This window comes from Rhodococcus sp. NPDC056743, from assembly GCF_042790355.1.
Taxonomy (GTDB): domain Bacteria; phylum Actinomycetota; class Actinomycetes; order Mycobacteriales; family Mycobacteriaceae; genus Rhodococcus_F.
In genome coordinates this window covers 293022-312688 of record NZ_JBHTZI010000003.1, presented here as the reverse complement: position 1 = coordinate 312688, position 19667 = coordinate 293022, and the positions used below count along the sequence as shown (strand labels likewise).

At 62.3% G+C, this 19667-nt stretch carries 21 protein-coding genes; 6 read left to right on the top strand and 15 right to left on the bottom strand.

Going from position 1 to position 19667, the window contains the following annotated elements:
- Positions 1-303 precede the first annotated feature (303 nt).
- From ACFRFQ_RS08870 to ACFRFQ_RS08860, 3 genes are read left to right on the top strand one after another with little or no spacing between them, the layout of a single operon-like run.
- Positions 304-1008 (top strand): TVP38/TMEM64 family protein, encoded by a 705-nt coding sequence (locus tag ACFRFQ_RS08870; RefSeq protein WP_378656309.1) that lies wholly within the window; start codon positions 304-306, stop codon positions 1006-1008.
- 31 nt (positions 1009-1039) lie between these two features.
- Positions 1040-1657, top strand: coding sequence for a hypothetical protein (locus tag ACFRFQ_RS08865; RefSeq protein ID WP_378655782.1), 618 nt, complete (start codon positions 1040-1042; stop codon positions 1655-1657).
- Between the two features lie 14 nt (positions 1658-1671).
- Positions 1672-2205 carry a hypothetical protein gene (locus tag ACFRFQ_RS08860; RefSeq protein ID WP_378655779.1) on the top strand — a complete coding sequence of 178 codons (534 nt, stop codon included), beginning with the start codon at positions 1672-1674 and terminating at the stop codon, positions 2203-2205.
- A gap of 52 nt (positions 2206-2257) precedes the next feature.
- On the opposite strand, the gene ACFRFQ_RS08855 is transcribed toward ACFRFQ_RS08860, so the two are convergent.
- From ACFRFQ_RS08855 to ACFRFQ_RS08845, 3 genes are read right to left on the bottom strand one after another with little or no spacing between them, the layout of a single operon-like run.
- Positions 2258-3544, bottom strand: a complete 1287-nt coding sequence (locus ACFRFQ_RS08855; RefSeq protein ID WP_378655776.1) for an SPFH domain-containing protein — start codon at positions 3542-3544, stop codon at positions 2258-2260.
- 3 nt (positions 3545-3547) lie between these two features.
- Positions 3548-3979: an NfeD family protein gene (locus ACFRFQ_RS08850; protein WP_138868560.1), complete on the bottom strand. Its 432-nt coding sequence runs from the start codon at positions 3977-3979 to the stop codon at positions 3548-3550.
- A 37-nt stretch (positions 3980-4016) separates the two neighbouring features.
- Positions 4017-4850 (bottom strand): DUF3097 domain-containing protein, encoded by an 834-nt coding sequence (locus ACFRFQ_RS08845; protein ID WP_378655772.1) that lies wholly within the window; start codon positions 4848-4850, stop codon positions 4017-4019.
- 67 nt (positions 4851-4917) lie between these two features.
- Here ACFRFQ_RS08845 and ACFRFQ_RS08840 point away from each other — a divergent pair, with 67 nt between their 5' ends.
- A complete protein-coding gene (locus ACFRFQ_RS08840; RefSeq protein ID WP_378655769.1) occupies positions 4918-5736 on the top strand; it encodes a hypothetical protein in 819 nt (272 codons plus the stop codon).
- A gap of 19 nt (positions 5737-5755) precedes the next feature.
- Here ACFRFQ_RS08840 and ACFRFQ_RS08835 read toward each other — a convergent pair whose 3' ends face one another.
- Both ACFRFQ_RS08835 and ACFRFQ_RS08830 read right to left on the bottom strand, forming a co-directional pair.
- The gene (locus ACFRFQ_RS08835) at positions 5756-7444 is read right to left on the bottom strand and encodes an enoyl-CoA hydratase-related protein (RefSeq protein ID WP_378655766.1); all 1689 of its coding nucleotides are present in this window, start codon (positions 7442-7444) and stop codon (positions 5756-5758) included.
- Between the two features lie 261 nt (positions 7445-7705).
- Positions 7706-8194: a hypothetical protein gene (locus ACFRFQ_RS08830; RefSeq protein WP_378655763.1), complete on the bottom strand. Its 489-nt coding sequence runs from the start codon at positions 8192-8194 to the stop codon at positions 7706-7708.
- Between the two features lie 77 nt (positions 8195-8271).
- Between ACFRFQ_RS08830 and ACFRFQ_RS08825 the strand changes: the two genes are divergently transcribed.
- Positions 8272-8613 (top strand): metallopeptidase family protein, encoded by a 342-nt coding sequence (locus ACFRFQ_RS08825; protein WP_378656307.1) that lies wholly within the window; start codon positions 8272-8274, stop codon positions 8611-8613.
- A gap of 109 nt (positions 8614-8722) precedes the next feature.
- Complete coding sequence (locus tag ACFRFQ_RS08820; protein WP_378655761.1) at positions 8723-9331, top strand: transcriptional regulator; 609 nt, start codon at positions 8723-8725, stop codon at positions 9329-9331.
- A gap of 49 nt (positions 9332-9380) precedes the next feature.
- On the opposite strand, the gene ACFRFQ_RS08815 is transcribed toward ACFRFQ_RS08820, so the two are convergent.
- The 10 genes from ACFRFQ_RS08815 to ACFRFQ_RS08770 form a co-directional block, all read right to left on the bottom strand.
- Positions 9381-10448 (bottom strand): ferrochelatase, encoded by a 1068-nt coding sequence (locus ACFRFQ_RS08815; RefSeq protein WP_378655758.1) that lies wholly within the window; start codon positions 10446-10448, stop codon positions 9381-9383.
- 218 nt (positions 10449-10666) lie between these two features.
- A complete protein-coding gene (locus ACFRFQ_RS08810; protein ID WP_378655755.1) occupies positions 10667-11542 on the bottom strand; it encodes an LLM class F420-dependent oxidoreductase in 876 nt (291 codons plus the stop codon).
- Between the two features lie 125 nt (positions 11543-11667).
- Positions 11668-12333, bottom strand: a complete 666-nt coding sequence (locus ACFRFQ_RS08805; protein ID WP_378655752.1) for a DUF305 domain-containing protein — start codon at positions 12331-12333, stop codon at positions 11668-11670.
- On the bottom strand, positions 12330-13898 hold the full coding sequence (locus tag ACFRFQ_RS08800; RefSeq protein ID WP_378655750.1) for an LVIVD repeat-containing protein: 1569 nt from the start codon (positions 13896-13898) through the stop codon (positions 12330-12332). Before ACFRFQ_RS08800 ends, ACFRFQ_RS08805 begins: the two co-directional genes overlap by 4 nt.
- Positions 13899-14056: 158 nt before the next feature.
- The gene (locus ACFRFQ_RS08795; protein ID WP_378655747.1) at positions 14057-14824 is read right to left on the bottom strand and encodes a hypothetical protein; all 768 of its coding nucleotides are present in this window, start codon (positions 14822-14824) and stop codon (positions 14057-14059) included.
- A gap of 72 nt (positions 14825-14896) precedes the next feature.
- Positions 14897-15694, bottom strand: coding sequence for an NADH-dependent enoyl-ACP reductase InhA (inhA, locus tag ACFRFQ_RS08790; protein ID WP_378655744.1), 798 nt, complete (start codon positions 15692-15694; stop codon positions 14897-14899).
- Between the two features lie 57 nt (positions 15695-15751).
- Positions 15752-16501 carry a 3-oxoacyl-ACP reductase FabG1 gene (fabG1, locus tag ACFRFQ_RS08785; RefSeq protein WP_138868549.1) on the bottom strand — a complete coding sequence of 250 codons (750 nt, stop codon included), beginning with the start codon at positions 16499-16501 and terminating at the stop codon, positions 15752-15754.
- Between the two features lie 67 nt (positions 16502-16568).
- Positions 16569-17549 (bottom strand): VWA domain-containing protein, encoded by a 981-nt coding sequence (locus tag ACFRFQ_RS08780; RefSeq protein WP_378655741.1) that lies wholly within the window; start codon positions 17547-17549, stop codon positions 16569-16571.
- Entirely contained in the window at positions 17546-18520 is a 975-nt protein-coding gene (locus ACFRFQ_RS08775; protein WP_045067714.1) for a DUF58 domain-containing protein, read from the bottom strand. Before ACFRFQ_RS08775 ends, ACFRFQ_RS08780 begins: the two co-directional genes overlap by 4 nt.
- On the bottom strand, positions 18517-19611 hold the full coding sequence (locus ACFRFQ_RS08770) for an AAA family ATPase (RefSeq protein WP_378656305.1): 1095 nt from the start codon (positions 19609-19611) through the stop codon (positions 18517-18519). The genes ACFRFQ_RS08775 and ACFRFQ_RS08770 overlap by 4 nt, the downstream gene beginning before the upstream one ends.
- Positions 19612-19667 lie beyond the last annotated feature (56 nt).

The following is a 19667-nucleotide window of genomic DNA, read 5'->3' as shown; positions in this document are numbered from 1 at the left end:
CGTGCTTATCGTGAGGATCACGTCACGTTCGCGGAGGACGGGTCTGATACGGCCGCCCGACAACCGCCCTACCGGCTGGTACAGCGCGGACGGGCCCCTGGCCCCGAATCCTTACCTATCGATTGTTCAGCGTGTTTACGAGTTACCGGCGAGTTGGTTTCCACCGACGGAACCTTCCACGTCATCCCCACCCGAAGGGTAGTGGTTTTCATCACATCTTGCTGGTAGGGGCACCCGGTTTCCGGACGGCCGGGCCTTATACGTCGGGTTTCCTCACCCGCACCGGTAACCTTGTGCCCTGTGATGGGGCGCCTGCTGGACCGAAGATCGATCGCGATAGTCCTGCTTGTGCTCGCACTCTTCGGAGCCGCCCTCCTGGCGCCACACCCGTCGGTATCTCAGGTCCGGGAGTGGGCGGATTCCATCGGACCGATGTTCCCTCTTGTGTTCTTTCTCGTTCATTCGCTGGTCACCGTCGCGCCGTTCCCTCGGACGGTCTTCACCCTCAGCGCCGGTGTGCTGTTCGGATCGGCGACGGGCATTGCGCTCACGATCGCGGCAACCACAGTCAGTGCCGTACTGGCTCTCTATCTTGTCCGCGCCATCGGCCGAGAAGTGGTGTGGCAACGGATATCGAGTCCGACGATCAGGCGGGTGGACGAGCGGATCGAGAAGCGTGGATGGCTGGCCGTGGGGTCCCTGCGCTTGATCGCGTTCGTTCCGTTCTCGGTGGTGAACTACTGCTGCGGCATTTCGTCGATCCGCTTGGTGCCGTATGTGATCGCCACAGTGGTGGGGATTCTGCCCGGCACGATCGGAATCGTTGTTCTCGGCGACGCTCTGTCCGGCGAAGCCGACCCGCGCCTGCTTGTGCTGTCAGGAATGTGCATCGCCATCGGCATCGGCGGATTGCTGTTCGACGCCCGCAAGACGTCGGTGGAACTGCACGAAACACCCGCTAGTCAACCTGTCAAGGTTGATATTCAAAAGTCAACTCCTAAGGATTGACATATGGAAGTCAACCTCTTAATGTTGACTCATGTTCGTGCTGACGGTCGACCAACGCAGTAGTCGCCGCGACGTCGACCGTGTCGACAGCGTCCTTCGCGACCTCGCGTCCGCTCCCCTTGTCCGACAGTTCGAAAGGACAGCAGGCGACGAGATTCAAGCAGTCACCGACGATCCCCAACTCCTGGTGAATCTCGTCCTCGAACTACTTCGTCGCGAACACTGGAGTATCGGAATCGGAATCGGCCCCGTCGAAGAACCGCTCCCCGCCCAGACCCGCGCCGGGCGCGGTCCGGCATTCGAGGCGGCGCGCCTCGCCGTCGAACGCGCCAAGAAGGCCCCCGCGCGTATCGCCGTCGAGCAGGCCCCTGCCGACGGCGACCTGGCCGAACTCGCCGCGGACATCGACGGCGCCTTGACCATGCTGGGAACAATCGTCCTTCGCCAAACTGCCGACGGACGCGAGGCCATCGCGTTGACGGACAACGGCCTCAGCCAAGTCGCCGCGGCTCAACAACTCGGAATCACCAAGCAGGCCATGTCGAAACGCCTGATCACCGCCGGCTGGCAAGCTGAACTCGCCGGCCGGCGGCTCGCGCAGCGGCTACTTGTCCGAGCACAGACCTACACTGCTCGCACCACACACTGACAGGGGCGCACTACATGGTTGTTCTGGCACTGATCGCACTTGCAGTTGCAGCTGCCGCGCCGCTCATTGCGGCGGCGTTGCCGAAACTCAGCGGCGGCCATGTCCAGATCCCCGAATGGGTGTCCGCCACCGTAGCTCTACCAGCCCTCGGCGTTGCGGCATTGGCCGCGAGCCGAACCATGCCGGTGACGGGTTTTGCACTGGGCGCAACACTCGTCCTGTGTGTCCTGGCCGCTGCCACCGCGGGCGCTCCGGTGGTACTTGCGACGTTCAAAGTCGCACGGCGCCAACCCGACGGCAGCCCAGCACCCAATGCGGGTCCGTTGCGCGGCGGCCGCGTCATCGGAATCCTCGAGCGCATCGCCGTGGCAGTCTCGATCTTGGCCGGTTGGCCGGAGGGAATCGCGATCGTTCTAGCGGTCAAGGGGTTGGCCCGGTATCCCGAACTGCGCGAACCCCGTGCTTCGGAGCAGTTCATCATCGGAACTTTCGCCAGCGTCCTGTGGGCGATTGCCGTGTGCGGAATCGGAAAAGCGCTGATCACGTAGTTCCGTGATCAGCGCTTTTCGTCCGACAAGATTTCTCGATACCGGTCCGCGGCTAGTGTCGCGGTCCGCCCTCCGGCGGTTGGTCCTGGTAGGGGTACTTCTGCTGGAAGTCTCCCGGTTCCGCCTGCTGCTGGAACTGTCCGGACCATTGGCTTTCACCTGGCGGCGGCAGTGCCGGATCGGTGAACCCCTGCGGCGGCTGCGGGGCGCTCTCTCGCTGTGAACGAACCGCTGCCGCCGGATCCTCTACCGGAGTCCTGGCCGCAATTTCAGCCGCGCGGACGGCTTCGGCGATGGCCGGGTCGGACTTTGTCTCGAACCATTCCGCTACCTCGTCGGAATCGTCCTCAGGGCTGGGCAGGTTTTCTTCGGCAGTGGGCGGTTCGTATCGGAACACGCCGTCGTCGCCTGGAGCGCCCAGTGTTTTTGCGAAGCCCTTGAGTGCGTCACCGAAATCGCTTGGTACAAGCCAGACTTTGTTCGCATCACCCTGCGCCATCTGAGGCAACGTCTGAAGATATTGGTACGCAAGAAGTTCCGGTGTCGGCTTTCCTGACTTGATGGCGGCAAAAACCTTCTCGATGGCCTTGGCTTCACCTTGCGCCTGCAGGTACTTTGCGGCCCGATCACCTTGTGCGCGAAGGATCTGCGATTGACGCTCACCCTCGGCGTTGAGAACCGATGCCTGCTTGTTGCCTTCGGCCGACAGGATCTGACTTTGCTTCGCACCCTCGGCCGTCTTGATCGCCGCTTCGCGGTGTCCCTCGGCCGTGAGAATCATGGCGCGCTTCTCGCGGTCAGCCTTCATCTGCTTCTCCATCGACTCCTGAATCGACGGCGGCGGATCGATACTCTTGAGTTCCACGCGTGCGACCCGCAGGCCCCAGCGGCCGGTTGCTTCGTCGAGCACGCCACGCAACTGACCGTTGATGGAATCACGCGAGGTGAGAGTTTCTTCCAGCGTCATACCTCCGACGACGTTACGCAGTGTCGTCGTGGTCAACTGTTCGACGGCGGCAATGTAGTTGCTGATTTCGTAGACCGCTGCCTGCGGATTGGTGACCTGGAAATACACCACGGTATCGATGGACAACGTCAGGTTGTCCTGAGTGATCACCGGCTGCGGCGGAAACGACACCACGCGTTCACGCAGGTCGACCTTCGCTCGCACCCGATCCGCGAACGGGATCAGAAATGTGAGCTGACCCGACACGGTCTTCGAGTATCGGCCGAGTCGCTCGATGACCGCGGCTTCTGCTTGCGGCACCAGCGCTACCGACTTCGCAACGACCACGATCACAAAAAGTATCAAGACGCCAAGAACTATCAGTGCTGCCATGTTTTACGGTCCCCTCCAGACAACTGCTGTTGCCCCGTTGATTTCCATCACCGTCACCGTTGTCCCCGCTGGGTACACGTCAGCGCTGTCCAGCGGACGAGCCGTCCACACCTGACCATCCAGCTTGACCTGACCCGCATGCTCGCCGACCTCTTCGAGAACGACGGCACGTTTACCTTCGAGTGCTTGGATTCCCATCCGAGTTGGCGGCGGAGTACCGAAGCGCCGCAACAGGAAAGGCCGAACACCAAGAATGAGCACTCCCGAAAACACGCCGAACATGATGGCGTCGACCCACACGGGAAAATCGGTGACCGAACTGACACCGGCAGTAGCGAGCGCCCCACCGGCGAGCATCAGCAGAAAGAAATCTCCTGCCAGTGCTTCCGCGCCGGCGAGCACAAGTGCCCCGACAAGCCAAAGAAGTGCAGCCACAACACCATCTAACCAGAGAGTGTGATCTGCGCCGCGCCTACGTCAGGTTCGGCTCGGTGACAAAATCGACCAACTGCTCGACTGCGCCTATCAGGGGAGCTTCCAGGTCCCGGAAGCTCTCCACCGAGTTGTAGACCCGTCGCCAACCCTCCTGAGGCGTGCCCCAGCCGAGTTCACGGCAAATTCCGGTCTTCCAATCCTCACCCCGCGGAATCTTCGGCCACGCCGTGATTCCGACGGACTTCGGACGTACCGCTTCCCAGACATCGATGTACGGATGGCCCGTCACCAACACGTTCGGACCGAGGCCCTGAGTCAGCTGCGTTTCCTTCGATCCGGTTACCAGGTGATCGACCAGGACGCCGACTCGTCGTCCGGGTCCTGGGCCGAACTCGGCAAGCCGCTCCCCCAGATTGTCCAAACCCTCGAGGTGCTCGACGACAACACCTTCCACACGCAGGTCATGTCCCCACACCCGCTCCACCAGGGCCGCGTCGTGGACACCTTCGACCCAGATGCGACTGGGAAGGGCTGTGCGAGCACGTAATCCTTCGACCCGGGTCGAACCGGACGCGGACCTCGCCGGCTTTGCCGACGCCGCCTTCGGTGCCGGACGCACCAACGTCACGGGCGCGCCGTCGATGAGGAAGGCAGCCTCACGCATGGCGAACAGTCGCTTCTGTGAGCGACCGTCCTCCAGCCTGACAAAATCACCGTCGTACGTGCGCTCGAAACCGACGACCGCGCCGCAGAATCCCGTCGCCGCATCCTCGACGACGAGGTCGCGCTCCGCCGCGACCTGAGGCACTTGGCGCTTCTGGGTGCGGGCATGGCCCGCGAAGATGTCACCGTATCCGTTTCCACCGCTCACGCAGGACAACGCTAGGTGACGACGCCCACGGCACACAGGTTGCCACGCCGAACTAAACTCTTCTGTCATGAGTTCTCCCAGCGCAACGCTCACCGTGTGGGCAGCATCATGGCTCGCCGGCGACAGTGCCCCGGACGACGTCATCGATGCGCTCGTGGCGTGGGCGCCGATGCATCTGATCGGTGCCGCTGACGCGGAAACCGCTTCGACTCTCGGACTCGACTGGCCGGGCATTACCGACGGTGGCGCGCCGATGTTGCTCCGAGTACTTCGACGCGCGGGGAACATCGCGCCGGGAGATCTGCGATTGGTGCTGCCGGCACCCGGAGACGTGCGGGGGTTGCCTGCGGGAACAGGGTTCGCGGCCGCCGCCCTAGGTGCCGGTGAAGGTGTCCTCGTGGGCGGTCCGAGATCTGCCGGCATCGGATTGGTGCCGGTGACAGAAGGTCCCGATGTTCTGCGGTGGAGTGTGTACTCCGTGCCGACCGTGACGGGACCGGCCGAGTACGTCGGACTCGGGGAAGCTGAATACGCGATGCGCGAAGCCGTCCGTGATGCCGCTGCGGCACTGCTGACGCTACAGACCGTCCCCACCGGAACTCCGGGCGACGATGCACGGGCCGCAATTACCGAAGCACTCTCCGACCTGGCGCATCACCGCTACCCGGATTCCCTTGCACCTCGGGCGTTGCGCGTCCTCGACAGCGCTGATCAGGTTGCCGCGATTTTGACTGTGGCCGAGCATGATTCGACCAATCAGCCACCCAGCATCTCCGCTGCGCAGACCCGGGAGGCCTTGTTGCGACCATTGTGGGCCGCGGTACGATCCGCGCGAACGGCAGCCGTGGCGAGTGTGGCATCGCACCACCCGGCAGGCGGAAACTAGTCAGCGAACCGTCCATCCCTCACAACTTGAGCACGAAGTTTCGACGTTTCTCCGCGAATCCGTTGCGATTGCCGAACATATCGCTTTTCATTTCTTCGAGCTCGCGCTGCTCGTACGGCTCAACGGGATCACGTTCGAGCCGCAATCGTTTACGCTCGAGCATCGACTCCCGCCGATCTCCGACCACAACGTCGGCTGCAATCTTGTCGAGCCACGCCTCGAACAGAATCTGATCACGCGGTCCGATCTCATCGACAAGTCCGATCTGTCGGGCATGAGTGATGCTGATGGGTTGACACTCGGAGAGCAGCCGCCGAGCCTGATACTCGCCAACTCGGGCCGGGAGTGTGTAGGTGTGCAGTTCCGAACCGAACAACCCCATCGTGGCGTAGTGCGGATTGAGAACTACACCGGCCCGGGCTGCGACGATGTCCGCTCCGAGCGGAAGCATCACACCGCCGGCCCCGGCGTTGCCGGTGAAGGCTGCCACGACAACCTGATCAGTGCAATTGACGATCTCGCTCGCAACGGCATTGATGGCTTTGATGTTCGACCACGCCTCACCGGCCTGATCGGCGGCGGCCTCGATCACATTGAGGTGAATACCGTTGCTGAATCCGGCGTAATCACCAGTCAGCACCAACACCTCGGTATCGAGCCCGACAGCCCAGCGCAGCCGATCGGTCAACCGTCGGCACTGCGCAGTGCTCATCGCGCCGTTGTAACAACGAAACGAAAGGTATCCGATATCGCCGTCCCGGCGGTAGTCGATACCTGGGTACCGGCTTACCTGCACCTGCGGGACAAAAGTGCCGGGGCGAACCACGGCTGTCGCCGGGAGCTTGAAACTCCCTGGATCCACCCGGCGCGCTTGCCCGATCCAGACAGTGCCGGCGCCGGTGGCAACGCGGATTGCCTCGTGGTGATACTCGAGAATGGTGCCGGGCGGCGCGTCGACATGCGCGTCGAGATGCGCGTCGTAGACAAAGACGCGGTCGAGTCCCAGCGCGGTGTTCACGCCGGGAGAACCGTCAGCCGCATTGATCGCCCGCACGACGCTCTGTGCGTCCTGAGACCACGAGAACGCGCGATCTGCTTGCTTCATCACCGGCCGCGTCGTTGCGGACGCCACTGGCCGCGGTATCGATTCGGAGGCAAGAGGCGCAAAACCCGCAGTTCCGAACTTGTCGACCACTTCCTGAATGCATTCCACCGCAGCGCCGGTAACCGCATCGTTGTACACCGCAGATTTGGGGGCGCCGTCGCGCAGGTCGAAAGTTCGCCACGCCCACACCGGTCCACCGTCGAGTTCTTCACGGGCTTCCAATGCCGTAACACCCCATCTGCTTTCACCATCGCTGATCGCCCAGTCCAGCGAAGAAGGACCTCGATCCCCCGGCGGGCCGGGATGAATGATGATCGTGGTCCACCGAGACCAAATCGATTCCGGGATATACGCTTTCAAGTACGGGCAGATGATGAGGTCGAAGTCGGCGGCCGCAGTGGCGGCTAGCGCCGACTCCGCGTCCGACACCACTGCCGTCCGCACCCGATGCCCCGCCTCCCGCAGCACCAGCGCAGCCCGCTGCGACAGCCCGTTGTCCGAGGTGACAAGCAGAAGAACCGTCAGCGTCGGCGTCGCCGGCTCACTTGGCCGGTTTCGCGTGAACAGGCCAGACGCGACGGTGCGCAATCGTCGCCCATTCACCCAACTGGCACGTTGCCTAGACGTTGCTGGTGGCAATATTGCGTCGACTGACGGAACCTGCAGCGACACAGCTGACGAAACCGCCCTGGGGGTCGAAACCATGAATTCCCCTGCTTGCATACTCGGGTATCTGCGGCGTAGACCAGGCTCCCCCAAGCAGGACCGACGCACCGATAGGTTGAATTAGGTACTTGGGGACCATATACCTACAGTCGGTTTGTTTCAACAGCTACTATCAAGCAAATAGTTTGCCGGTGCGCTTTACGAGATTTTGTGATTGATCGCGATATGCCGGTCGATCCGGATGTGCTCGTCCAACGACGGGTAACGCAAACCGGTGTCCTGCCCGTACCCCTGGCGGCGTAACCACGCCAGGACATCTCCCCAGAACCAGATGCCCCCTGCCACCGAGTTGTAGGGAACCGGGAAAGGCGTCGACGCTTGCCGCACTCCTCGCACCCACTGCCCGACGGCTTGCCGCGTCACTCCGGCGCGATCTGCGATGTCCTGCCGGGACACCAGATCCGGATGAGTCCGCTCGGGTCGCACACCGGAGCCGACAAGTTGGTCGACAAGAGTGATCGCGGTAGTCGCTGCCCGCATACCCTCCGCAGTAAGAGTCAACAACTGCAGACCTTTTCGCTCCTCCACCCGTCCACCCAGGGAGTCGGCGAGCATCTGTTCCTGCGAGTGCGTCAGCAAAGGAACGATAAACGTGAATTCGTAACGCTGGTACAGATCATCGGCCACTCCACTAACTTAGCCGCACGCTGCACTGTTTCCAGATGGACACACCCGGAGCGACGCGATACCCGCACAATAGGCAGATGATCGACGTCGACGACGCTCAGTTCGAGGAAATGGTCAAACGCGCCTTGGACACGCTGCCACCCAAACTCGGTGGTGAAATGGCCAACGTTGCGGTCACCGTTCAACTCGAAGGAGGCCCACCCGGACTCCTCGGTTTGTACCAGGGAATTCCGCTCACGAAGCGAACAACCACGTATGCCGGAGTACTGCCCGACCGCATCACCATCTATCGCCGATCGATCTGCTCGATCTGTTCCACCGAGGACGAGGTTGTCGAGCAGGTTCGACGCACCGTCATTCACGAGATCGGGCATCACTTCGGCATCGGCGATCCTCGTCTGAGAGAGCTCGGATGGTGACATCACACTCACCTAGGCCATGAAAACGAGCTAGAGGTTGATAATCACCGAATAGTCATGTCAGCTGTACCGACACGCCCGCAACAACTGAACATCTACAGGAGTTCCCATGGTCAACCTGATCCAGATCGCCCCCAAGAACACGCCGACCTTCGCCATGAGCCGTCAGAAGGCCGCCGAACTGTTGGGCATCTCGGTCGACAGCGTTGCCTTCCTCCTCAAGTCCCGGTACCTACCCGATTTGGACGCGGGCCGCCTGATCACCATGGCAAACCAGCCGTGGATGTACACGGACGGTGACTATCCGGTCCTGCAGCAGGGCGCCTCCGAGCTTGCCCCCAAGAAGTTGGTCCCGCCGCGCAAGTACATCGGCGAGAGTGCAGCGCACTCCGACGCCGAATGTGTGGAAGCAAATCAGGGAGTCTGGGCCGGATTCAACGTCGACCAGGTCCTGGCCGCTCGCTTTCTCCCAGTCACACTGCGCAAGTTCCCGGTGTCTGTCCTCCAGATTCACGAGGTGAACCGAGGCGACGAAGAGAAGGTGTCGTTTGTCGCAACCCTCGCCGGTCGCGTCCGTGAACTGGGTGCTCCGGCGCTCAATTACATCGATCCGTCGCTGAGCGCCGAAGACCAGGCGATCGTCAGCACCCTGCTGACCTCACGAAGCACGTCGACGGTGCCCGGGCCGTGCGGAAAGCTGAAGCAGCCCAACGCCTAGCGCTGCAGATGGGCCTAGCGTTGCAGATGGGCCTAGCGCTGCAGATGACCTAACGCTGGGGCCGCTGCACTGCTGCACAACAGTTGACCGCACAGGAAACGCCGTTGGTGGTCGAGCCGAGTAGCGGCTCGGCCCCGAGGCGGAGCGGCGGCTCGCCGGCCAGACGTTCGGTAATAAGCGTCGGCACCAACCGAGCAAAACGTGGGTCTCGGCCTGGCGTCGCCGCCCGTACAAAATCCATTCCGAGTTCTGCAGCTTTGTCCTTGGCTTCGGTATCGAGATCCCACACCACTTCGAGGTGGTCGGAGACAAACCCGACGGGACAGACGATCACCGCACGAATGTCCTTGGTGGACAACACATCCAGATGATCACAGATATCAGGATCGAGCCACGGCACCTGCGGCGGCCCGGACCGTGACTGCCACACAAGATCAAAATCGTCGACACCGACCGCCGCGGCGACCAGACGCGCGGCTTCAGCAACCTGACGGCTGTACAGGTTTCCGCCCATCTCGGGCGGTCCGGCATTTCTGTCTGCGGCAATCGGCACCGAATGCGCGGTGAAGACCAGTCGTGCATCGCCGCGAGTTGCCTGTGGCAGAGTCGCGCGCGCAGCCTCGACGCCGTCGGCAAACGACCCGATGACCAATGGATGGTCGTAATACTGGCGAAGTTTAGTCAAGGTAGGTGCGCCGTCCCCCACCGCAGTACGGGCTCGCACAATGTCCTCGTGATACTGACGGCACCCCGAGTAACCACCCCAAGCGGATGTGGCGAACACAGCCGCGTTGCGGATACCGTCGTCGCGCATCTTCGCAACGGTGTCCTCGACCATGGGGTGCCAGTTGCGGTTTCCGAAGTAGATCGGAAGGTCCAGTTCAGCCGTTGCCAGTTCGCCCCGGACTCGCTCGATCAGGTCTCGATTGAGTGCATTGATCGGTGAAACTCCACCGAAATGCATGTAGTGCTCCACGACCGCGTCGAGGCGTTCCGGTGGTACTCCCCTTCCCCGCGTGACGTTTTCGAGAAAGGGTCGGACGTCCTCCGGTTTTTCGGGACCGCCGAACGACAATACGAGAAGTGCATCGAACTTGTCGTCAACACCAGCAGTCATACCTTCAATCTTGCGCGATGCCGTTCGGCAGACAAAACCCGGGTACGCGCTGCTGTAGTAGAACTAACAACGGCACTTCACGTGGTTGAGCCGGGAGGCACATTTAAGACAGTGGACTTGCCTGGTCACCCGGGACGCAGAGGTAGCGGGCACGTGAATGTTGGGCCGCACACCCATCGCCCGGTCGAGAACACCGCCCGGTCGAGAACACCGCGCGCTCACAGCGGCGTGAAGTTCTCCAACACGGCGAGCGCATCGAGCTGTTCCAGATAGTGCGCGAAGGAACGGTGAACCGGCCGGAACGGGACCATCGTGACGCCCGCTTCTTCCATCTCGGCCAGCGTTTCCTCCACCTCATCAGGGTGAGCAACCGGGTCCAGGGAGTCAGCTCCGCAAATCACCTCGAAGCCCTGCGGACGCTCCGGAAATCCGGCCAACATTGTCCGGAGGGTATCCATGTCCGGTGCGCCGGGCATCCACCCGTCGCCGAGTGTCACGGCCCGTCGCAGTGCGCGTTTACTGTGCCCGCCTACCCAGAGCGGCACGCGCGGCTGGATCGCATGGGGATCGATGACCAATCCGTCGAAATCGTAGAACTCGCCGTGATACTCCGGTTCCCGCTGTGACAGCGACGCGCGTAGTGCGCGCATCGCGTCGTCGGCACGCGGGCCACGTCCTTCGAACGGCACACCCAGTACCTTGAACTCCGCCTCGACGGTCCCGACCCCCAGGCCCAGAACAACGCGGCCGCCGCTCATCTGGTCCAGAGTCCCGTATCGCTTGGCGATCTCGAGAGGATGGTGATAGCCGAGAACCAGAACATTCGTCACCAGGCGGAGGTGCTCGGTCTTTCCCGCCAGATATGACAGGGTGGCCAGAGGATCCCAATAGCGCGTTCCGCGTCCATTCGGCAGTTGCGGCGACCACACTCCCGGCGGCATACCGATGTGTTCGCTGCATGTCACGAAATGGAAGCCGAGCCGATCGGCATGTTGTGCAATCTCTGCGATTTCCGCGATCCCCGCGTCCAGTTCCCAATCTGCCGTCCGGCCGGGGATGACGCTCACGACCGGTGTACTGATGCCGATTCGCATCGATGAATCTCCCTCGAGTCTGCACCGGCACTGCATCTGTGCCGGTACGCAGTGGTGACGCCTGCTCCTGGAGCTGAACGTACCAGAACAAATGAACACTGTTCATTGTTGGATTCACGGGTCGATTACCGGAGAGGTTGGGCACCACGCTGAGCGAGCATGAGAGTCATCAGGCCCGATTCCTGCCCCTGGGTGGTGATCATGTCGCGGGCTGTTTGTTTGACCGGGCCATCGGCAAGAAATTCGTTAGCCGCTTGGGCCATGATGATCCCGCCGCGGTGATGACGCTCCATCAGTTGCAGGAACAGCACTTCGGCGTCGATCCCCGTAGCGGCACTGAGTGCGTCGAGTTCGGCTATGGTCGCCATCCCGGGCATCCGTGACTCGCCGGGAATTGCGGCTGACGTCGGGGCTCCGTGGTGCGCAGCAAGGTCGGTGGTGGCCGACGCTTCGTGCATCCATTCCATGGGGGTGCGACTACCCGGGGTCACATCGGCGAGCCTCAGCCAGCCGAGCATCATCCCGATCTCGGTCCGTTGAGTGTCCTCGATCTGTTGCGCAAGCCTGCCGACTGCCGGATCGACATCGACGTTCAGTCGCTGGGCGATGAACAGCGCTTGCTGATGATGCGCCACCATGTCGTGAACAAACCCGATTTCGTTGTCGCTCAGAATCTCTGCGGACGTCGACTGCTCCGTGATCATCAGCGGACGCAGTGCCGCACCGAGCACAACCAGCATCACGGCAAGGGAACTGAACGCCGCGATACGCACTACTCGCGTCACCGTCACGACCCGACGGTCGAGTGCTGATCAGCAGGCGGCGAGTAGACGTCGGGATCGAGCTGCAACGCCATGAATCCGTTGTCGGCGCACGTAACCCAGAGATTGTTGCCACGCCACTCCGGTGCCGAGAAGCACCAGTCCGTGGATATGTCGCCTAGCCCGATCATCCCGGTCCGCGAGCTGAGGGCTTGGTTCGGGTCGAATTGCCCACTGATAATCGACTGGCCGATCGCCGGTGCACTGAGGATGGGAACACCCAGAATCGATGCCAACGCGTGCGGTGAGTTTGTCAACGCAAGATTGTTCCCGGTCTTCGCCGGCGGGTTGTAGTAGGCGATTTCCCGGACGTCGAACGGGTCTCGAACATCGAAGACCCTGATCCCGGACGAAATCCACCCACACGCGAGAGCCGCGGGATTGTTCGGGCGATCCGCTGCGCAGTAGTGCGATTCATAGGCAAATGCTGAACCACCGGACGCCGAGGCCAGGGAAGAATCCTGATTTTCGGGAAGGTTGATTTCGAGCTTGATCGAATTGGCGATCGCCGGCCGGACCGGGTCGGAGACATCGATAAGTTTGACTCCGCCCGAACCGCCCTCGTCGACGGTGAACAGATACGGTGCGCCGTCGTAGTTCACCGGAATACTGTGCTGCGTCGCCCAGCCGTCGGTCCACGACAACTGCGAGAGTTGACGCACGTGTGGATTGGGGTCCCGTCGCTGCACCGCACTGACGTCGAGTACGTGAATGCCGCCCATATTGTTCGACAGGTACAGCTGATTTCCGTCGTCGCTGACTCCGATCCCGTGAGTCGACAGCCCGACCAGGTCCTGCCACACAACCTTCGGAGTCGTGGGATCGGTCAGGTCGACAGCGCTGACAATGCCAGGCGCGGTACCGGAGGACCAGTAGGTATTGCCGTCCGGGGAGAACCCACCCTCATGCGATGTGATGGGCAGCAGCATCCCCAGATCCGTTCCCGGTCCCGGATTGAGCAGTTTCGGATGAGCGCAATCGGAGATGTCGTACACCGACATCAGGCCCACACCGGTCAGCAGGGGAACTCCCGTTCCTACCAGTAGCTTTCGCTGCGTGTTGACCTTGAGGCTCTCCCAGGTTCCTGCGAGCATGGCCGGTTCGGTCAGCGTTGCAGTGAGTTTCGGGTTTGCGGGGTCGGAGGCATCGACAACCTGCACACCTTGCGTCGGTCCGAGGAGATTTCCAGGGAAGAAGCTGCCGACGTACGCGCAGTGCTCGAAACTGGTGGAGGTGATTCCGCCGCCCCGGCCCTCATAGCCGCCCAACCGAGAGATGTTGCAGCTGTAGCCTGTTCGGCTGCGTCCATTGTTTCGATCGTCGGCGGGAACATCGCCTTGCAGTCCGGTTTCCGGTCGAGAATCCGCATTACACGCAGCCCGCTCTACCGCTTTGCTGCCGACGTCGTGGGATTCGTAGACCGTACCGGGGGCGGACTCGGGCGCTGCTGCGGCGCCGACCACCGGCAGTAGTAACACGGCCGCTGCGGCAACAATCGCGGACCTGACCGTTCGACGAGCGCTCAGTGGCTCCATCGTGCCCAACCCCCTGTGTATCCGGCGTCGGCGATACAAGACCGTATCCATCCCACCTACCGACGTCTTGACCGAATGTCCGGTTCTGTGGAAAAGTGTGCGTGATGCACACCACTCTCGTCAAGCGTGAACGAGGCTCTCCCTACCGGCCGGAGGTGTCAGGTATTCACGACATCAGCGTCGTATTGCAACGAATCGTTCGGGCTGACCGGGAACGATTCGAGGTCAGGGCATTCCAGGATCTCGTTTGCCGCGGCGCGACTGCACCCCACCAGAGTTGAGTCGAAATCGACCTCCGTGGCAATGCACCACGAATGGTCCTGCGGCCAGACGAGATTCGCGGACGGCGTCCACGGTTTCGCGCCGAGTAGATCGGGAATTGTGGACGCGTCACGGAGCGGTCCCGAGAGCAGAACGTAATCTCGTCCAGGGTGCCGCAATCGCGGCCCGGCATTCAGTTCCCGGGCCAGCGACACAACGGGTGCGGGGCGGAACTGTGGCCGCCCGGCGCCATAGATCGCCGTAGCTCCGGGATGAAAGAAGCCGTTGCCCTCCCACACCGCAAAATAGGCATTTCCCGGTGAATTTGTGTGGCCCGCAAGAAGATCTACGAGACGCTGGTTGTCCGGCGGATCGAGTGATCCGGTATCGGGTTCGCCGCCGTCCCACAACTCGCTGCGCGGATTCACGGAATCAGTTGCGTCGATCAAACGCCACCACTGCACCAGCGGATGAACCCGTCGCCCGGTTGCGGCCGCAACATCACGCCAACGGACCACATGATCGCCGTCGACATCGACGGGATGGAGAACACGCACGTACGCGTCGAAACCCGAAGGTACAACAGCCGTCAGCGACCCCCACCCCGTGGACAACCGGGGCCTGATCCAGTTTCCTACCGACACGTCGTCGACGGGTCCGATCATCGGTGCCCTCCGAGTTCGCCTTCACCTGGGCATAGTTCGCCGCGAAGACGAAGGCGAACCCGAAACACCGTGCTAACCCACCATTGCGTGGAATCCGCCGTCGACGTAGATGATCGACGCCGTTGTGCCCGGCAGCCAATCCGAGAGAATGGTGCAGACCGTCTTCGCAACGGTTTCACGATCTTCGACGTCCCAGCCGATGGGCGCTGCACTGTCCCAGCCGGTGTTGAGCTTGTCCAACTCGGCACCCGGGCCGGTACTGTCGCCGGCAATAGCCTTGGCCGCAAGCGTCTTGATCGGGCCGGACGCAACAAGATTGGAGCGGATGCCACGGACGCCGACCTCTTTGGCGACGTACCGGTTCACTGCCTCGAGGGTGGCCTTGGAGACACCCATCCAGTTGTAGAACGGCATCGCACGTGACGGATCGAAGTCCATACCGACGATGGACGCCTTGTCGTTCAGTACCGGCAGCAGTGCCTTGGCGAGGGCGCTGTACGAGTAGGCGGACACCTCGAGTGCAACGGCGACGTCACTCCACGGTGCGTCCATGAACGGGCTGCCCAGGCAGGAGCGCGGCGCAAAGCCGATGGAGTGCACAACACCGTCGATGCCCTCCGGAGCCAATTCGCGAACCCGATCGGCCAAAGTGGCAAGATCTTCCGCGTTCTGGACGTCGAGTGAGATGGCCGGCGGCACCGGCCGCGGTAGACGCTGAGCAATTCGGTCGATCAGGCGCAGACGATCAAAACCCGTGATCAGCACCTTCGCGCCCTGCTCCTGCGCAACCCTCGCAACATGGAATGCGATGGATGAATCGGTGATGATGCCGGTAACGAGAATGGTCTTACCCTCGAGCAAACCGCCCATGAGTTGTCCTCCTGAAGTGAGACGTACGAAGTGAAAGGAATGTGTGAAAGCGGGAAACTAGTGCCCCATGCCCAGTCCACCGTCAACCGGAATGACGGCACCGGACACGTACGCCGAATCGTCGGAGGCAAGGAAGCTCACCACTGCCGCAACATCTTCCGGCTTGCCGGTGCGCTGAAGCGGAATGTGTTCGGTGGCCTTGTCTTTCACGTCGTCGCCGAGTGCGGCGGTCATGTCGGTTTCGATGAAGCCGGGAGCCACCACGTTGGCCGTGATCGAGCGGGAGCCCAGTTCCCGAGTCAGGGACCGAGCGATACCGACGATGCCGGCCTTGGACGCCGCGTAGTTGACCTGGCCAGGGCCACCGCCGAGACCGACGACGGACCCCAGGAAGATGAAGCGTCCGAAACGCGCCCGCAGCATCGAGCGCGTCGCCCGCTTTGCAACGCGGAACGTGCCCGTCAGGTTGGCGTCGATGACGCTGGTGAACTGATCTTCCGACATGCGCATGATCAGTGTGTCGTCGGTGACGCCGGCATTGGCCACGATGACCTCGACGGGACCCTGATGTGCCTCGACCTCTTTGAACGCGCGGTCGATCGACTCGGAATCGGTGACGTCGCAGACAACACCGAAGAGGCCTTCAGGTGCGCCGCTGCCGCGGTGGGTGACCGCAACCTTGTGTCCGTCTGCGGCCAAGCGCTGCGCGACGGCCAGGCCGATTCCGCGGTTGCCGCCGGTGACCAGAACCGAGCGCGGAGTGGTGACGGTCCGTTCTGACACCACGGGGGTGGAAGGGGTAGACATGGCGATCAACCTATCAATTCGAGGGCCGGGTTCCGGCAGTATTCGGACGAGCGGAAACAGTGCGGGGTTATGGCAGTCGTTGGCGGGTAACCAAGGCAACGATCAAACCTGCGGTGGCAAAGAGAACTCCGAGAATCAACCACGGCTTGCTTGCATCGCCGCGGGCGGTCTCGAATCCGATCTGCTCTTCGAGCGTGTCGTAGACAGCGCGCAACTCTTCGAGGCTGGACGCGGTGAAGAAACTTCCCCCGGACAGATTCGCGATTTCCTTCAGCGAGGCGTCGTCGACAGGAACGGGAATGCGATCACCCTCGATTTCGACGCGGCCGTACGTCGTGCCGAACGAGATCGTCGAGATCGGGACACCTTTGTCCTTGGCCTGACGTGCTGCAGTGAATCCGCCGCGCGGGTCATCCGAATTATCGGGGACCGTCTGCTTGCCGTCGGAGAGCAACACGATCCGCGCCGGTGGAGCCTGATCGCTGCCGCCGAGAACAGCCGACAACGTGTCGATCGACTGCAGTGACGTGAAGATCGCTTCGCCGGTCGCAGTTCGCTCGCTGAGCTTGAGATTGTCGATGGCAACCTTCGTCGCGTCGCGATTTGTCGTGGGAGACACCAACACCGACGCGGTTCCGGCGAAAGCGACCAACCCGAGGTTGATACCGGGTGTCAATCCGTCGGCAAACGATTTAGCTGCTTCCTGTGCGGCCGCGAGGCGTGTCGGTTCCACATCCGTAGCCTGCATGGACAGCGATACGTCGATCACCAGGATGACCGTGGCCCGGTTGCGCGGAACCTTCTTGTCCGCAGTGGGTCCGGCCAGCGCGACGGTGAAGAACACCAACGAGATCACCATCAGAATGGCGGAAACGTGACGCCACCGGCCGGGACGGGACGGGGCTACCTTCTCGAGGAGATCGAAGTTGGTGAATCGCAGCGTGTGTCTCTGACGCTGCTTCTGCACATAGACGTACCCGGCCACCAACGCGGCGATAACGGCGAGGAACAGCAGCCACCACGGCGAAGTGAATTGAGAAAGACTCACGAACGAACGCCCCCAGTTCCGGCGCCGACACCGAAGCTGTGGCGGCGTGCCGAGATGAATCGAACCACGTCGGCGATCCAGTCACGATCGGTGTGCAGTGACATGAGCGGCGCCCCACACCGACGGAGTGCCTGCTGGACCTCGACGCGATGTTCCGCGGCAGCGCGGGCAAAATCCGCGCGCAACTGTGGAGTGGTCGAGAACTCGCGTGTCCGACCGGATTCCGGGTCATGCAATACGACGTCACCGACATCGGGCAGTTCGAGGTCACGAGGATCCACCACTTCGATCCCCAGCACGTCGTGTCGACCGGCAATGGCACGCAACGGACGTTCCCAGTCCGTCGGACCCAGGAAATCACTGATCACGACGGCCAACCCACGACGACGCTGTGGGCGTCGTAACGCCTCGATGGCGCCCACCAGATCTCCGCGCACACCGTCCGGAGCGTGCGGAGTGGTCGCGATCTTGCGAAGCATCGCCTGAGCGTGGACGCGGCCTCCCCTGGCCGGAATCCGTGTCATCTGAGCGCCCGTGGAAATGATGGCGCCGACGCGATTGCCGCCCGAACTGGTCAGGTGCGTCACCGCCGCAGCGGCCGCGACAACCAGATCGCGCTTCTCACAACCTGCAGTACCGAAATCAAGGCTCGCGGACAGGTCGATCACCAACCACGTCTCGAGTTCCCGATCGGCCACCGACTGCCGCACATGCGGGTGCGTCGTACGCGCGGTGACAGACCAATCCATCTGTCGCACATCGTCACCCGGCTGATACTCCCGAGCTTCGCCGGGCTCGGATCCGGGACCGGGGATGAGTCCGAGGTGATCACCGTGCAACACCCCGTCGAGCCGGCGGCGGACCGTCAACTCGAGTGTCCGCAATGCCGCGGTCAGCCGTGGGTCACGAAGTTCACCGGACTCGAACGACGGCGGTGCACCGGCATGACCGGGAAGGTGACTTTCCGTCACTGCGGGCGACTCATCGGATCAGGGCTCATGAACTGCGCACCGTTTCCCGAGGGATTGAACTGCGGTGCGCTCTGCTGGGGTTGCTGCATCGGCTGACCTACCGGTTGTCCCGGTACCGGTTGCGGTCCAGCGGCGGTGGGCACCGGGCGTGCGGCGATCTGAGGAAGACCGACCGTCTGCAGCACTCGCGCGATGACGGCATCTGGGGTTACCTCGTCGGCAAGGGCGTCGTACGACAACACGAGGCGGTGGCGCAACACGTCCGGGATGACCTCGACGACGTCCTGCGGGACAACGTAATCACGGCCACGCACGAGGGCGAGCGCCCGGGAGGCGGCAATGATGCCGAGAGTTGCGCGCGGCGACGCTCCGTACGCGATCCAGCCGGCAACGTCGTCGAGGCCGAATTCCCTCGGCGTACGGGTGGCTGCGATAACCCGAACCACGTAGTCGACCAGGGCATGGTGGACAAAGACGTTGCTCGCAACGCGCTGGAGTCGAACCAACTCTTCGGGGCCGAGGATCTGGTGCGGTTCCGGCGCGGCGACGCCCATCCGGTACACGATCTCGCGTTCTTCTTCGACTGTCGGGTAATCGACCAGGATCTTGAACAGGAAGCGGTCACGCTGTGCTTCCGGGAGAGGATACACACCCTCGTTCTCGATGGGGTTCTGCGTCGCCATGACCAGGAACGGGTCGGGCATGTGGTAGCGCTTGCCACCGATCGAGACGTGACGCTCGGCCATGACTTCGAGCAAAGCCGACTGCACCTTTGCCGGTGCGCGGTTGATCTCGTCGGCGAGGACGAAGTTTGCGACCACCGGGCCGAGTTCGGTATCGAACTCTTCGCGTCCCTGTCGGTAGATGCGCGTTCCGATCAAGTCGGTGGGTACGAGGTCCGGGGTGAACTGCACGCGGGAGAACGATCCGCCGACCACCTTCGCGAAGGTCTCGACGGCCAGTGTCTTTGCCACACCGGGGACACCCTCGAGGAGGACGTGTCCCTTTGCCAGTAGTCCGACAAGTATCCGCTCGACCAAACGGTCCTGGCCGACAATGACGCGTTTGACCTCGTAAATCGCTCGTTCCAGAGTCTGGACGTCGGTGGCGAGCGACGGAACGTCGGCGGCGAGCGACGGAGCTACCC